Origin of the sequence: Acidovorax sacchari (assembly GCF_042847045.1) — a bacterium.
GTDB classification, from domain to species: Bacteria; Pseudomonadota; Gammaproteobacteria; order Burkholderiales; family Burkholderiaceae_C; genus Paracidovorax; species Paracidovorax sacchari.
In genome coordinates this window covers 2599316-2614281 of sequence record NZ_AP035783.1, presented here as the reverse complement: position 1 = coordinate 2614281, position 14966 = coordinate 2599316, and the positions used below count along the sequence as shown (strand labels likewise).

Below are 14966 nucleotides of genomic sequence, written 5' to 3'. Positions count from 1 at the left end.
CTCATCATCGAATCAACACACGAAAGCCCCGAGCTCGGGGCGCATACCCAGCAAGAACTGCAACCGCTCTTCGTCGCTGGCAGTGCAGGATGCGGGATCCACATGGCGCAGGCGTGACAGCGCCTGTACCTCCACCCGGTATTTGCCGCCCTCCCGGGCGACCTGGACGGCTTGGCGCAGGCTGGCGGCGGCCTCTGCGGCACGCGCACCGTCCTGCAGCAGGCAGTTGGCCTTCTGCAGCCACAGTTCTGCAGTGTATATGCCCTCGTCCAGTTCGCGCGTGAGTTCGATGCAGTGTTCCAGGCGGCCGGCAGCGTCGGCCCAGAGGCCCTGCCGCGCCAGGATTTCTGCGCAGAAGGCGCGGTAGTAGGTCTGGCAGTACTTGCAGCCGATGCCCCAGAGCGCCTCGATCATTCCATCGGCGCCGGCGAGGTCGCCCACCACCCAGCAGCGGATGACCTCGGCATACCCGCGGAAGGCCGGCAGGCCGTAGCGCCCGGACAGCTCGATCAGTTCATCGACCACCTGGCGGGCTCGTTCGACGTCCTGCCGTCCCACGTAGCCCAGCGCCTGGTAGAGCATGGTGATCCCCATCGACGGGATGTGCGCGAGGGCCCGGGCGCGTTCCACCGCGCGCACGGCATCCTCGTTCGCCAGCGCGTCGTGGCCTGCACCCCAGCGGACCAGGGACCGCGCGGCCAGCGCCCACGACACGGTGTCGAAGCCCAGCTGCGCGGCGTGGTGCTTCGAGGCATCGGCATGGCGCTCGTCGATGGCTTCGGAGAGGTAGCGCTCCGCTTCCTCGAAGCGCCCTTCGGAATAGAACGCGAGCCCGATCCAGGTGCTGGCCGCCACCAGGATGCCCGCGTCCCCCTGCCGGCGCGCCAGCTCTTCCAGCTGCAGGCTCAGGCGCATGACCTCCGCGCGATGGCTCGCCACATGGTGGTAGGTGAGCATGAGCCAGATGTGCTGCACGCGCAGGTCCACCGAGATGTCGCGCTCCACCAACCCGCGGGACTGCTCGATGCGCTGCTCCACCTGGGGATGCGCCCAGCCGTACTTGTTCATCAGCGCCTGCAGCACGTAGCCGTCCAGCGCCAGCCGGGGCTCCCAGCGGTCGGGCTCGTCCAGCCGGTCGATCCACTCCTCCACCGTGCGCGAGTAGGTGATGGTCTCGTCGTTCAGCGACCGGTGCTGGGTCATGCGCAGCTGGGCGAGCCCTGCCGGCACGGCGTTCGCGAAATCCCGCGCCAGCGCATAGTGGTGCGCGAGCAGGCCGGGCTCTTCGTCCCGCACGCGCGGACGCCGCTTCAATATCACCGTGGCGACCACGCCGTGCATGTGCGAGCGCTGCGTCGCCAGCATGCTGTCGTAGGCGGCGTCGCGGATCAGCGCGTGCCGGAACAGGTAGTGGCCCGCGGCATCCGCCGGCATCAGCAGTCCCACGTCCACCAGGGACCGCAGGCTGTCCTCCACGTCCTGCATGCCGCAGTCCGGCAGCCATTCGGCATCGAACCGCCGTCCCCAGATGGAGGCCCAGCGCAGCACCTCGCGTGCCGGGCCCAGCTGCATGAAACGGCTTTCCAGCGAGTCGCGCAGGGTGATCGGAATGCCCTTCAGGTCGGCCTGCTCCTGGAAGTCCCACAGGCCGTCCCGCTCGACCAGGCAGGTTTCCAGCAGCGTGCGTGCCAGCTCCTGGATGAACAGCGCGACGCCATCCGTGCGGGCGACCACGTGGTCGATGACCGCCTGCGACACGCGGCGCGGCGCCAGCACGTGCCGCACCATGGACGCAGCCTCGGCCGGGCCCAGGCGGCCCACTTCCAGCCGCTGCAGCATACCGGCCATGGGCGGGGGCGCCTCCCATTCGGGCCGGGCCGTGAGCAGCAGCATCCAGCGCTGGTCCGCCATGGCGCCCGTGAGCGCCGCCAGCCATTCCAGCGTGGCGGAATCCGCCCAGTGCAGGTCCTCGACGAACAGCAGCACCGGAGCAGAGCGCGCCTGCGTCTGGAGCCAGCGCTGCGCGGCCTCCATCAGCAGCGCCTTCTGCAGCGCGGGGGCGATGTCCACCACCTCGTGCCGGCCGACCTGCAGCGACAGCCAGACGCAGAAGATCGGCAGCACGCGCTCCACGTCGCAGCCGGCCGCGGACAGCAAGGCCGACAGGCGCTCGACGACAGCATCGTCGGGGGCCTCCGGATCGCCGCACTGCGCGCGCACCAGGGCGAGCATGGGCGCCAGGGCGCTGTTTTCCTGCTCGGGCCAGCAGGCGGTGCGCAGGACCAGCCCCTCGCGCCCCTCCACCTGCGACAGGAAGGTTTCGCTCAGGCACGACTTGCCGATACCGGCCTCGCCGCGCACCAGCACCGCCCGCCCCCGCCCTGCGGCCGCGTCCCGCCAGCGGCGGCGCAGCGCCAGCAGTTCGCGCCACCGGCCCACGGCCTCGCGCAGCGGTTGCCGCGCGGCCTCCTCGGGCAGCATGCCGAAGGATGGTATTTCGGAAGCGGCGCCCGGCAGGCGCACGCCGCCCTGCGGGACGAACCGCGCATGGTGGCGCAGGCGCTGGCGCGCCGCCTCGCTGACGACCACCTGGCCGTCGGACGCCGCGGCTTCCATCCGCATGGCGATGTCCAGCGCACGGCACGGCACGACCGAACCGCTTTCGATCAGGACGGAGCCCGTGTGCAGGCCGATGCGCACCTGCCAGCGCACCTCCGGGCCGGCATCCTCTGCCGATCGCACCAGCTCGCGGGAGATCTGGGCAGCCAGGCGGGCATCGCCCTCGGCGTGGGAGGAGTAGCCGAGCGTGACCAGGAAATGCGTCCCCAGGGTGCCGCCCAGCGTACCGCCACGCTGCACGGCGACGTCGATGAGCCGGCGCAGCACGCCGCGCTGGGCCATCTCCTGGCGCTCCGCAGCCTCCTCGTCGGCCGGCTCGGGCGGCTGCGAGAAATAGACGCCGCAGTACAGCAGGGTGAGCTGCCGCTTCTCCTCGTGCGGCGTGCCGAAGGCCACGGTGGGCGCGATGGCGCTCGGGCCGGCGCCCGGGCGTGTCTTCAGGATGCCCACCAGGTCGTCCAGGCGCACGGCGGCCGAGCGTTCCCAGAGCTGGCGCGCCGAGGCTGCCCGGTCCTGGCAGCGCTTGCGCAGGGCGCTGCGCAGCACCTCGGCCAGCGGATGGCCCTGGATCGCCTGGGGCAGGCTGAATTCCTGGGGCGATAGCTGCCGCTGGTAGATCTCGGCGGTGGATTCGCCCGTGACCACCTTGCCGGTGAGGCACTCCAGGAAGATCAGTCCCCACGCATAGAGGTCGGCCTGGGGGGTCACGGCTTCGCCGCGCAACTGCTCCGGCGAGCTGTAGGCGGGCGTGCCGACGTATTCCCCCTCGCGCGTGAGCTGCGTGGCCAGGGCATCGCCGGCACCGGGCAGCAGCGTGCTGATGCCGAAATCCAGCACCTTGGCATGCGAAGTCAGCCCCGAGGCGCTGATCATGATGTTCTCGGGCTTGAGGTCGCGGTGCGTGATCCCCGCATCGTGCGCGCAGGCCATGGCGTCCAGCACCTGGAGCATGAGGCGGCCGGCCTCGGCCGCGGGCAGCGCGCCCTGGTTCTGCAGCACCTGCCGCAATGTCAGGCCCGGGACGAACTCGAACACCGCGAAGACGAACGGGCCGCATACACCCTCGTCGAGCAGCTGCACGATGTGCGGATGGTGGAGCCGGGCGCAGGCCGCGATCTCGCGCCGGAACCGCTTGAAAAGGCGCTCGTCCTCGTCGATGCGGACGAACTTCAGCACCACCTTCTGGCCGGTCTGGCGATGGGCCGCGGAAAACACGATGCCGTAGGAGCCCGTGCCGATCACATCCTGCAGCACGTAGCGCTGCACGAGCGCGTCCTGCGCGGAGAAGGCTTCCCGGATGTGCCCGGGGTCGGGAGCGCGGAGACTCATGCGCCCTCCCCCTGGCGCCACAGGCGGCCGCTCACAGGGCGCCCCCGGTCGCGGCCGGGTCGCGGTGGATGCGCTGCGCCACGGGCGCGTGCCCATGGTCGAGCGGGCCTGCGCCGCGGCCGGTGCGCACCGGCGCCCCGGCCGTGATCGCCGCCTGCACGTAGGCATGCGCGGCAGCCACCGCGTCGCGCAGGCTGCGGCCCAGGGCGAGGTGGGCGGCGATCGCGGACGACAGCGTGCAGCCCGTGCCGTGGCCGTTGCGCGTCGGGATGCGCGCGGACCGCAGGTGCAGGTGCGGGGCCATGCCCTGCACGGCCAGCACATCCACCAGCGCGTCGCCCGGCAGGTGGCCGCCCTTGAGCAGCACGGCCGGGGCGCCGAGGCCCAGCAGTTCCTGCGCCGCGGCATCCATGGCGCCTTCGTCCCGGATGGCACGGCCCAGCAGCATGCCCGCCTCGTCGAGGTTCGGCGTCACCACGGCAGCCAGCGGAAACAGCGCCTCCACCAGCACGCGCACGGTGTCCGGCGCGATGAGACGGTCGCCGCTGGTGGCCACCATGACGGGATCGAGCACGACGTGCGGCAGCGCATGCCGGCGGATCGCATCGGCCACCACCTCGGCGACCTCGGGGGCATGCAGCATGCCGATCTTGACGGCATCCACGCCGATGTCCTCCACCACCGCGTCGATCTGGTCGCGCAGGATGGCGGCGGGCACGCCATGGATGGAGCGTACGCCCTGCGTGTTCTGGGCAGTGATGGCCGTGATGGCGGTCATGCCGTAGCAACCCAGGGCGGCGAAGGTCTTCAGGTCGGCCTGGATGCCCGCCCCGCCTCCGCTGTCAGACCCTGCAATGGACAGGATGCGCACGTAGCGGGATCCTTCCACGGCGGACGCCGCCGGCCGTGGTTCGAGAGGCTTGGAATTCATGGCAAAAATTATGGCGCATGCGCGATGTCAAATACGCCTTCCGCAGCGCTGTGCTGTAATTCAGGGAACGGACGAAACAGGGGTGCCGCGCCCGCCGGGCGCGGCTGAGAAAGACCCTCGGCACCCGATCCAGGTCATGCTGGCGTGGGGAGTTTCGACGGTGGACCGCCGCCTGTTCTCCGTGCCGCGCCTTCGCGCGCAAGCGCCCGACCGACGAGAACCGCATCCACCGCCCGCCCATGACCGCCCTGCTGTCCCCGCATTCCTCCATCGCCATCCTGGGCGCCGGCCTCATGGGCCGGCTGCTGGCCGCCGAACTGGCCCGGCAGGGGCACGCCGTGGAGGTGTACGAGGCCCAGGGCCCCGACGCCCAGGGCGCGGCCGCCCGCATCGCCGCCGCCATGCTCGCGCCGCTGGCGGAGTCCGCCATCACCGAAGCCGGCGTGGTACGCATGGGGCACCATGCCCTGTCGCGCTGGCCCCAGCTGCTGGCCGGCCTCGAGTGGCCCGTGTTCTTCCAGCAGGAGGGCACCCTCATCCTCTGGCACCGCCAGGATGCCGCCGAGGCCGCCCGGCTGCGCGGCGTGCTGGAGCGCACGGCCCGCACCGTGCCCGAACTGCCTGCCCTGCAGGTGCTGGACGGCAGCGCACTGCAGGAAGCCGAGCCCGCCCTCCAGGGCCAGCGCTTCCACCAGGGCCTGTACCTGCCCGGCGAAGGCCAGCTCGACAATCGCCAGCTGCTCGCGGCGCTGGAGCACGCCATGCGCGCCCGCGGCGTCCGGGTGCACTGGCACAGCCCGCGCGCGCCGGAAGATTTCACGCCGGGCATGACCGGCCAACCCGACTGGGTGCTGGACTGCCGGGGCCTGGGCGCCCGGGCGCAGTGGTCCGAACTGCGCGGCGTGCGCGGCGAGGTGGTCCGGCTGCACGCGCCTGGCGTGGCACTGCGCCGCCCCACCCGGCTGGTGCATCCGCGCTACCCCATCTACATCGCCCCCAAGCAGGACCACATCTTCGTGATCGGGGCCACCGAGATCGAATCGGACGACCTTTCGCCCGCGAGCGTGCGCTCCACCCTGGAACTGCTGAGCGCGGCCTATGCCGTGCATCCCGGCTTCGCCGAGGCGCGCATCCTCGAGATCGCCACCCAGTGCCGCCCCACCCTGCCCGACAACCTGCCCGCGGTGCGGCGCACCGCGCCGCGCGTGCTGCAGGTCAACGGCCTGTACCGGCACGGTTTCATGATTTCCCCGGCCGTCCTGGACGTGGTGATGGAATGCCTGAACGAAGGACAATCCCCCCTCGCCTCCCGCTTCGACCTGGCGCTCGACCTCGAGCCCGCCGCCGCACTGCCATGAACGTCGTCATCAACCAGAAAGCCACCGAACTGCCAGAGGGCGCCACCGTGGCCCATGCCATCGCGGCGATTGCCGCCCGCCCGCCTTTCGCGGTGGCCGTCAACACCCTGTTCGTCCCCCAGGCCCGCCACGCCGGCCACGCGCTGCAACCCGGCGACCGGGTGGAGATCATCGCGCCGGTGACGGGCGGCTGACCCACGCCAGCCTTTTTTCCCTTCGACATCCGCCATGCCCGACACCGCATCCGATGACGCCCTGGTCCTCTACGGCCAGCGCTTCGCCAGCCGGCTCCTGCTGGGAACCGCCCGCTATCCCTCGCCCAGCGTGCTGGAGGCCGCCGTGCGGCGTGCCCGCCCGGCCATGGTGACCGCCTCGCTGCGGCGCCAGGGCAGCAACCCCGCAGAGGCCGGCAGCGGCTTCTGGGAACTGCTGCGCCGGCTGGACGTTCCGGTGCTGCCGAACACCGCCGGCTGCCACAGCATCCAGGAAGCCGTCACCACCGCCCAGATGGCCCGCGAGGTCTTCGGCACGCCCTGGATCAAGCTGGAGCTGATCGGCGACGACTACACGCTGCAACCCGACACGCTGAACCTCGTGGAAGCCGCCTCCCAGCTGGTGCGCGACGGCTTCCACGTACTGCCCTACTGCACCGAAGACCTCGTGCTCTGCCAGCGCCTGGTGGACGTGGGCTGCCAGGCCGTCATGCCCTGGGCCGCGCCCATCGGCACCGGCCGCGGCCCCGTCAATCCGTACGCGCTGCGCACGCTGCGCGAGCGGCTGGACGTGCCCCTGCTCGTGGATGCGGGCCTGGGCCTGCCGTCCCATGCCTGCCAGGTGATGGAGTGGGGCTACGACGGCGTGCTGCTCAACACCGCCGTGGCCCTGGCGCAGGACCCGGTGGCCATGGCCGGCGCCTTCGCCGACGCGGTGCAGGCCGGACGCACCGCCCGGCAAGCCGGCGCCATGTCCGCGCAGGACGCGGCCCAGCCGAGCACGCCCGTGCTCGGCACCCCTTTCTGGCACCACGACCATGGCTGAAGATTCCACCATCCAGGCGATGGCCGATGCCATCGTGCAGGCCCACGCGGCGGCCTTCGCCGGCTTCCCTGCCCAGCCCGGGCCGGCCCCTGCGCACGGGGGAGCGGCCTATGGCGCCGCCCTGCGAGCCTGCAGCCAGCTCGGCTTCATCGCCGTGGACGCCGACTGCCTCGCGCGCGCCTGGCAGGCCCGGACGGACCGCACGGGCCATTTCGACGCAGCGCATTGGCCCGACGAGCCCGTGGACTTCGGCCTGCAGCCCCGCCCCCATGCCCGCCCCTTCGCACCCTGCCCGGACAGGCTCGGCCTGTACGCCGTGCTGCCCGATGCCCACTGGGTGGGCCGCATGGCCCGGGCCGGCGTGCCGACGGTGCAGCTGCGCTTCAAGTCGGAAGACGGCGCGGCCGTCGAACGCGAAGTGCGGGCCGCCGTGGAGGCAGTGCGGGGCACCTCCGCCCTGCTCTTCATCAACGACCACTGGCAGGCCGCCATCGATGCCGGTGCCTATGGCGTCCACCTGGGGCAGGAAGACCTCGATGCGCTGCCCCCCGGCTCGCTGGAGACGCTGCGCGCCTCCGGATCGCGGCTCGGGGTGAGTACGCACGGGTACGCCGAGATGGTGCGCGCCGACGCGGCGGCTCCCAGCTACGTGGCCATGGGCGCGGTCTTCCCCACCACGCTCAAGAAGATGGCGACCGTGCCCCAGGGCCTGGCCCGCCTCGCGGGCTATGCGCGGCTCATGCGCGGCTACCCGCAGGTGGCCATCGGCGGGATCGGCGCGGAGCAGTTCGCCGACGTGCTCGCGACCGGCGTCGGATCGGTCGCCGTGGTGCGCGCGCTGGTGAACGCCCCCGATCCGGAGGCCGCGGCGCACGACCTCATGCGGCGCATGGGGCGGTAGGCCGCCCCCGCCGGCACCGCATCAGCCCTTGGGCGTGCGGTTCTTGCGCTCGAACTCGTCCAGTTCCAGGCGCAATTCCATCTTTTCGTCCATGCCGAAACCCACCGACTGGCCGGGCGCCGGCGGCGGCGTCACGGGCACCGGCGGCAGGTCGCTGAGCGTGAGGTGGGGCGGATCGGACAGGTCGATGTCGAGCATCGCGTCCGGATCCTCGTGCAGGGGAGACGGCGCGGTGGACGGGGCCCGCGGCAAGGGCGCGGGCAGCGATTCCCAGGTCAGGCCGGCCGAAAGCGTGTCGAACGAACGCAGTTCTTCCTCGGGCCCGGCGCTGGCGGCACGGACCGGCGCGGCGGCGGCCTGCACTTCGTCGGCGGGGATCTCGCCCGGCGTGGTGCGAGGGCGCGGAGGCGCCGGGCCGCGGGCGCTGGCGGGCGTGGTTTGCGCGATGGCCAGCAGCAGCAGCAGGTCGTCGAAGGCCGCCAGGTCGAACTGCGTGGCCCGGGGCGCGTCGGCCTGCCGGAACAGGAATCCCTCGATCACCCCGAGCACGGCCGGCGAGGACCATTCGGCCTCGATCGCCGCCAGGGCATCGGGGAAGCCCTGCAGGGTCTTGCCGCTGCGGTGGAAATTGCCGAATTCGGGAACCGAGACGTTGAACTGCGCGCAGAACTGCTCGCGCAGCTGGTGGAAGCCTTCCACACGGCCGAGGGTGTGGTAGAGCCGCAGCAGCTCCAGGTAGGCGAACGCCGAGGTGTCGCCGTGGGCGGCGATGTGCTGCCGGAGCACGGCGATGGCCTGGTCGTGCTCGCCCACCGACACGAAGAATTCCGCCTGCTGCTGGATGTCGAACAGGTCCTCGGGCTGCGGCCCTGCCATGCGGGGCATCGCGGCGGGCACGGGCGGCGCCAGCGGTGCCGGTGCCACGACGGGGACAGGCGCCAGCGCGGCCGGTGCAGGCCCGGGCGCGGGCGCAGGCTCGGGAACCAGCGGCGCATTGCGCGTCATCACCGGCCCCTCGACCAGCACCGCGCTGGAAAGAGAGTCCGCGAACGCGGGCAGGTGAAAACTGTCGCGCGGGGCCGGGGCGGCTGCCGGCACGGGGGCCGGCGGCTCGGCGGGCACCGGCGGCACCCTGGCCGCGGACGCCGACGCCCGGCTGGGCATCACGGGCAGCCGCTTCGGACGGGTTGCGGGCGCATCCGCCTGCGGACGGGTCGCCAGCGCGGAGCCGTCCGGCGCCAGCGGCTCGCCGCCGGGCTCCCGGGGCTGGCTGCTGGCCGCGACGGCCTCGGTCCAGGCGGAGGCCGCCGCCCTGCGGGCGCGGCCCCACAGCCAGGCGGCCAGCAAGGCCAGCAGCACCAGCAGGCCCACCAGCGCATAGACCAGGACGGCCGGGAAGCGCTCGGACTCGGCGCTGTCCAGGCGTTGCCGCAGTTCGGCAGCCGCAGCGCGCTCGGATGCGGCGCGCGCGCGCTCGGTCGCCACGGCCCCTTCGAGCTGAGCGACCTGGCCGGCCGCGCGCTGCACATCTTCCACGGGGGTGTTGAGCGCCTTCCAGAGGGCCGCGGCCTGCGCGCGCTGCTCGGGGGAGGTGGTCTCCGCGGCAGGGGCCAGTTCGGGCGACTGGCGCAGCGGCAGCGGCCCATCCAGCCAGACGTCCAGGGGCTCCATCACCAGCCGGGCACGCTCTGCCGCGGGCGATGCGGCGGCCGTGGGCGCCGGCTTCAGCGCGCGGCTCGGCGGCCGGGACGCGGCTGAAGGCGCTGCCGCCGCTGCCTGGCGGCTGGCACGCGGCGCCGGGGCAGGCGCAGCGCCGGGAGCGGCCGCCCGGGGGCCCCGCCCGCCCATGCCCTGGGCGCCACCGGCGCCACCGGCGGCACCGGCCGCCGACCCCGCCGCGGAAGCTCCCGCTCCAGCCAGCCGGCCGATGTCCACCGGGCTGGACGGTGACGCCGCAGCCACCGCTTCGGGCAGTTGCGCGAGAAAGGTGTAGCGGCGGGTCACGCCGCCGCTGCAACCGGCGGAAACCGTCGCGGTGACGACCGGCTCGTCCGCCGTGATGTATGCACGCACGCGCACGGCCGGGTTGCGCCCGCCGGCGGCAGGAACCGGGGTGACCTGCACCTTGGAGTCCGGCACGGCCGTATCTCCGGACATCAGGCGCACCCGCACGCAGGAAGACTCGACATCGCCACCCGGATCGGGTTGCACGTCGAACACGAGGTCCACCGGCGCGCCCAGCACCACCGTGCCGTGGCTGGCGCCCAGCGACAGCGCCGATGCCCCCGTGGCCAGGGCGGAAAGACTCGCTCCGAGTATCGCGTTACTGATCTTCACAATAGTTGCATTCTTATTCGGTTCATTCTTGCACATAAAGCCGCCTGCTCCCTCACCGCCATAATCGCGCTCCATGACCAACCCCTTCCCTATCGTAGGCATCATAGGCACGGGCGCCATGGGCCAGGGCATCGCCCAGATGGCGGCGCAGGCCGGCAGCCAGGTGCTGCTGCTCGACAACCGGCCGGGCGCGGCCGACACCGCGCAACGCAACATTCAGCAGCAGTGGGAACGCCTTGCCGCCAAAGGCCGCATCTCGGGCGACGAGGCCACGGCGCTGGCCGGCCGGCTCGCTCCGGCCGCTGCACTGCAGGACCTCGCCGGGTGCCACCTCATCATAGAAGCGATCGTGGAGCGCCTGGACGCCAAACAGGCGCTTTTTAGCGAACTCGAACGCATCGTCCCGCAGGCGGCGGTGCTTGCGACCAACACTTCCTCGCTGTCCGTGACGGCCATCGGTGCGGCGCTGAAGCATCCGGAACGCCTGGCGGGCTTCCATTTCTTCAATCCCGTCCCGCTCATGAAGGTGGTGGAAGTCATCGCCGGCCTGAAGACCGACCCGGCGGTGTGCGACCGGCTCTCCGTTCTCGCCCGTGCCATGGGCCACACGCCGGTACGCGCGCAGGACACGCCCGGATTCATCGTCAACCACGCCGGGCGCGGATTCGGCACGGAAGCGCTGCGCATCGTCAGCGAGGGCGTGGCCGACTTCGCCACGGTGGACCGCATCCTGCGCGACCAGGTCGGGTTCCGCCTGGGCCCGTTCGAGCTGATGGACCTCACCGCGCTCGATGTCTCGCAGCCGGTCATGGAATCCGTTTATCGACAGTATTACGAGGAGCCCCGGTATCGCCCCAGCGCCCTCGCAGCCCAGCGGCTCGCCGCCGGCCTGCTCGGCCGCAAGACCGGCGAAGGCTTCTACCGCTACGTGGACGGGCAGGCGCAGGTGCCGGCCGAGCCGCCCGCGCCCACGGTCGCGGAGATCCCGCCCGTGTGGGTGTCGTCGCGCGCCGCGCGGCGGGCCGAGGTGTTCCAGCTGCTCAAGGACCTGGGCGCCCGGATCGAGACCGGCACCTCCCCGTCGCCGCAGGCGATCTCCCTCGTGGCACCGCTGGGCTTCGACGTCACCACCGTGGCCGTGGTCGAACGGCTGGACCCGGCGCGCACCATCGGCATCGACATGCTGGTGGAGGACGCCGCCACCCGCCGCCGCGTGCTGGCCACCAACCCGGCCACGCGCATCGACATCCGCGACGCCGCGCACGCCCTCTTCGCGCGCGACGGCAAGGCCGTGAGCGTGATCCGCGACAGCGGCGGTTTCGTGACGCAGCGCGTGGTGGCGACGATCGTGAACATCGCCAGCGACATCTGCCAGCAGGGCATCTGCAGCCCCGCCGACCTGGAATCGGCCGTCACGCTGGGCCTGGGCTATCCCCTGGGCCCGCTGGCCATGGGCAACCGCTGGGGGCCGGCGAACATGCTGGAAGTGCTGTTCAACCTGCAGACGGTGTATGGCGACCCGCGCTACCGTCCCAGCCCCTGGCTGCGCCGCCGCGGCGCGATCGGGCTGAGCCTGCTCCACGAAGAGGCCTGACGGCCGCCCCGCCCTTCCCTCCACCGCCCGCAGCCCGCAGCCCGGAATCCGCCCCATGCCCGCAAGACTCGAGAGCACCAGCCACGGCCAGACCCTCGTGCTGACCATCCACAACCCGGAGATGCGCAATGCGCTCGATCACGCCATCTACGCGGCCGGCGTGGAAGCGCTCAACGGCGCCGAGCGCACGGCCGAAGTGCGCTCGGTCGTCATCACCGGCGCCGGAGGGCACTTCTGCGCAGGGGGCGACCTGAAAGGCCTGCAGGCGCTCCGGCAGCAGGGCGCCGAGGCGCAGGGGCGTGCCGTGGAAGGGCTGCACCACTGGATCGAGGCCATCCGCACCTATCCCAAGCCGGTCATCGCCGCGGTGGAGGGCGCCGCCGCGGGTGCCGGATTCTCGCTGGCGCTGGCCTGCGACATGGTGGTGGCCGCGCGCGACGCCGTCTTCGTGATGGCCTACGCGGGCATCGGCCTGTCGCCGGATGGCGGGGCGAGCTGGAGCCTCGCGCAGGCGCTGCCGCGCCAGCTCGCCGCCGAACTGCTGCTGTGCGGCGAGCGCATCGGCGCGGAACGCCTGCATGCGCTGGGCGTGGTCAACCGGCTGGCGCGCCCCCAGGAGGCGCTGGCCTGCGCGCTCGCCCTGGCCGAGACGCTCAACGCCCGCGCGCCCAACGCCATCGCCGGCACCAAGGAACTGCTCTCGGAGGCGCCCATGCACACGCTCGCCCGGCAGCTCGAGAAAGAGCGCGACCAGTTCGTGCGCAACCTGCAGCACCCGAACGCCGGCGAAGGCATCGCCGCCTTCCTGGACAAGCGCACGCCGCGCTACCGCTGAGCGCGCCCCGGCCCGGCCCCATTGCCGTGGCTGTCGCCGCTGTCCCGCGCCGCACGGCGCGGGCACGCACAGACACGCGCGCGACATCCCCGGGCCCGCGGCCGCCGGGCGGCCCGGTCCCGCGGGCGACAATGCTCCCGCTTCCAGTCACGCAAAAGACAGACCATGGACGACCCCATTCTTACCATCGAAGAACGAGAGGCGATCAATACCGGTCGCTGGTTTTCCTCCCTTTCCCCTTCGCTGCGGCACGACATACTCCGATGCGCCTACGTCAAACGCTTCAAGGATGGCGGCCTGATCGCCGCCCGCGGCGATCCGCCCGAGGAGTGGATCGCCTGCGCGAAGGGTGCCGTGCGCGTGAGCTCCACGTCGATCTCCGGCAAGCAGATCACGCTGACATATGTCGAGCCGGGCATCTGGTTCGGCGACGTGTCGATCTTCGACGGGGACCGGCGCACGCACGATGCCTACGCGCACGGAGACACCACCATCCTCTGCGTGGCCAAGGCGGATTTCCGCAAGATCCTGGCCACGCACGTGGAGTTCTACGAAGCGATGCTGCGCCTGCATGCGCGGCGCATCCGCCAGCTCTACGGCCTGGTGGAAGACCTCAACACCCTGCCACTGCGCGCGCGCCTGGCCAAGCAGCTGCTGCACCTCGTGCGCAGCTACGGCATCCCCAGCCTGTCGCAGGGCGACGAGATCCGCATCGGCCTGCAGCTGGCGCAGGAAGAACTGGCGCAGCTGCTGGGCGCTTCGCGCCAGCGCGTGAACCAGGAACTGAAGGCCATGGAGCGCGAGGACGCCATCCGCATCGAGCCGGGCGGCCTCGTCGTGCGCGACCGTGACACCCTGATGCGCATCGCCGAAGCCGACCACTGACGCCGACCTCCCTGCCAACCACGCACCACCTGCCACGGAACCACCGCCCATGCCCTCTTACGAACACTTCACCGGCACCCGCCCCGTTTCCGAGCAGCATGCATTCGACACGGATGCCCTCTCGGCCTGGATGGCGGAGCATGTGGAAGGTTTCGAGGGCCCGCTGGCGGTGGAGATGTTCAAGGGCGGGCAGTCCAACCCCACCTTCAAGCTGAACACGCCGGCGCGCAGCTATGTGATGCGCGCCAAGCCCGGCCCGGTGGCCAAGCTGCTGCCCTCGGCCCATGCCGTGGAGCGCGAGTTCCAGGTGATGGGCGGGCTGGACGGCACCGGCGTGCCGGTGCCGCGCATGTTCGCGCTGTGCGAAGACGAATCCGTGATCGGGCGCGCGTTCTACATCATGGAGTTCCTGCAGGGCCGCGTGATGTGGGACCAGGCCCTGCCGGACATGGACCCCGCCGGGCGCGGGGCCATCTACGACGAGATGAACCGCGTGATCGCGGCACTGCACACCGTGCCCTTCGCCGAGCGCGGCCTCGCGGGCTACGGCAAGCCGGGCAACTACTTCGAGCGGCAGATCGGCCGCTGGAGCAAGCAGTACGTGGCGTCCATCACGCAGCCCATCGAGGCGATGGACCGGCTCATGGAATGGCTGCCCGCCCACATGCCCGCGAGCGCGCGCGACGAAAGCCGCGTCTCCATCGTGCACGGCGACTTCCGACTCGACAACCTGATGTTCCACCCCACCGAGCCGCGCGTGATCGCGGTGCTCGACTGGGAGCTCTCCACCCTCGGGCATCCGCTCGCGGATTTCAGCTACCACTGCATGGCTTGGCACATCCCGCCCGGCATGTTCCGCGGCATCGGCGGCCTGGACCACGCCGCCCTGGGCATACCCACCGAAGACGAATACATCCGCCGCTACTGCGAGCGCACCGGCTTCGGCACGCCCGAAGCGCTGCGCGCGGACTGGAACTTCTACCTCGCCTACAACCTGTTCCGCCTCGCCTCCATCCTGCAGGGCATCGCCAAGCGCGTGGAGGACGGCACCGCGTCCAGCGCGCAGGCGCGCGCCTCGGGCGAAGGCGCCCGGCCCCTGGCCGAGATGGCCTGGGGATTCGCGCAGCGCATGTAGGCAC

The 14966-nt window shown here is 71.7% G+C and carries 11 protein-coding genes and 1 riboswitch; of the genes, 8 read left to right on the top strand and 3 right to left on the bottom strand.

Features of this window, described 5'->3' with window-relative positions; genetic code table 11:
• Nucleotides 1-12: 12 nt before the first annotated feature.
• A complete protein-coding gene (locus ACGHC0_RS11825; protein WP_415268297.1) occupies nt 13-3948 on the bottom strand; it encodes a TOMM system kinase/cyclase fusion protein in 3936 nt (1311 codons plus the stop codon).
• A 31-nt stretch (nt 3949-3979) separates the two neighbouring features.
• Nucleotides 3980-4879 carry a bifunctional hydroxymethylpyrimidine kinase/phosphomethylpyrimidine kinase gene (thiD, locus tag ACGHC0_RS11820; RefSeq protein ID WP_415268296.1) on the bottom strand — a complete coding sequence of 300 codons (900 nt, stop codon included), beginning with the start codon at nt 4877-4879 and terminating at the stop codon, nt 3980-3982.
• Between the two features lie 68 nt (nt 4880-4947).
• A riboswitch (TPP riboswitch) is annotated at nt 4948-5047 on the top strand.
• A gap of 71 nt (nt 5048-5118) precedes the next feature.
• On the opposite strand from thiD, the gene ACGHC0_RS11815 reads away from it, so the two are divergent.
• Genes ACGHC0_RS11815 through ACGHC0_RS11800 form a run of 4 tightly spaced genes read left to right on the top strand, consistent with a single transcriptional unit; the run spans nt 5119 to nt 8176 of the window.
• Nucleotides 5119-6237, top strand: a complete 1119-nt coding sequence (locus ACGHC0_RS11815; RefSeq protein WP_368355382.1) for an FAD-dependent oxidoreductase — start codon at nt 5119-5121, stop codon at nt 6235-6237.
• Nucleotides 6234-6431, top strand: a complete 198-nt coding sequence (thiS, locus tag ACGHC0_RS11810; RefSeq protein ID WP_092832248.1) for a sulfur carrier protein ThiS — start codon at nt 6234-6236, stop codon at nt 6429-6431. The genes ACGHC0_RS11815 and thiS overlap by 4 nt, the downstream gene beginning before the upstream one ends.
• A 34-nt stretch (nt 6432-6465) precedes the next feature.
• Nucleotides 6466-7275: a thiazole synthase gene (locus ACGHC0_RS11805; RefSeq protein ID WP_011796146.1), complete on the top strand. Its 810-nt coding sequence runs from the start codon at nt 6466-6468 to the stop codon at nt 7273-7275.
• Nucleotides 7268-8176 (top strand): thiamine phosphate synthase, encoded by a 909-nt coding sequence (locus ACGHC0_RS11800; protein WP_368355381.1) that lies wholly within the window; start codon nt 7268-7270, stop codon nt 8174-8176. Before ACGHC0_RS11805 ends, ACGHC0_RS11800 begins: the two co-directional genes overlap by 8 nt.
• A gap of 21 nt (nt 8177-8197) precedes the next feature.
• Here the strand turns inward: ACGHC0_RS11800 and ACGHC0_RS11795 are convergent, their stop codons facing one another.
• Nucleotides 8198-10513 (bottom strand): FimV family protein, encoded by a 2316-nt coding sequence (locus ACGHC0_RS11795; protein ID WP_368355380.1) that lies wholly within the window; start codon nt 10511-10513, stop codon nt 8198-8200.
• Nucleotides 10514-10586: 73 nt separating this feature from the next.
• Between ACGHC0_RS11795 and ACGHC0_RS11790 the strand changes: the two genes are divergently transcribed.
• The 4 genes from ACGHC0_RS11790 to ACGHC0_RS11775 all read left to right on the top strand — a co-directional run bounded on the left by ACGHC0_RS11790 (nt 10587) and on the right by ACGHC0_RS11775 (nt 14962).
• A complete protein-coding gene (locus ACGHC0_RS11790) occupies nt 10587-12107 on the top strand; it encodes a 3-hydroxyacyl-CoA dehydrogenase (protein WP_208908930.1) in 1521 nt (506 codons plus the stop codon).
• A 55-nt stretch (nt 12108-12162) separates the two neighbouring features.
• Complete coding sequence (locus tag ACGHC0_RS11785) at nt 12163-12942, top strand: oxepin-CoA hydrolase, alternative type (RefSeq protein WP_368355379.1); 780 nt, start codon at nt 12163-12165, stop codon at nt 12940-12942.
• A gap of 165 nt (nt 12943-13107) precedes the next feature.
• Nucleotides 13108-13827, top strand: a complete 720-nt coding sequence (locus ACGHC0_RS11780; protein WP_107129381.1) for a Crp/Fnr family transcriptional regulator — start codon at nt 13108-13110, stop codon at nt 13825-13827.
• Between the two features lie 49 nt (nt 13828-13876).
• Entirely contained in the window at nt 13877-14962 is a 1086-nt protein-coding gene (locus tag ACGHC0_RS11775) for a phosphotransferase (protein ID WP_415268295.1), read from the top strand.
• The last annotated feature ends 4 nt before the right edge of the window (nt 14963-14966 follow it).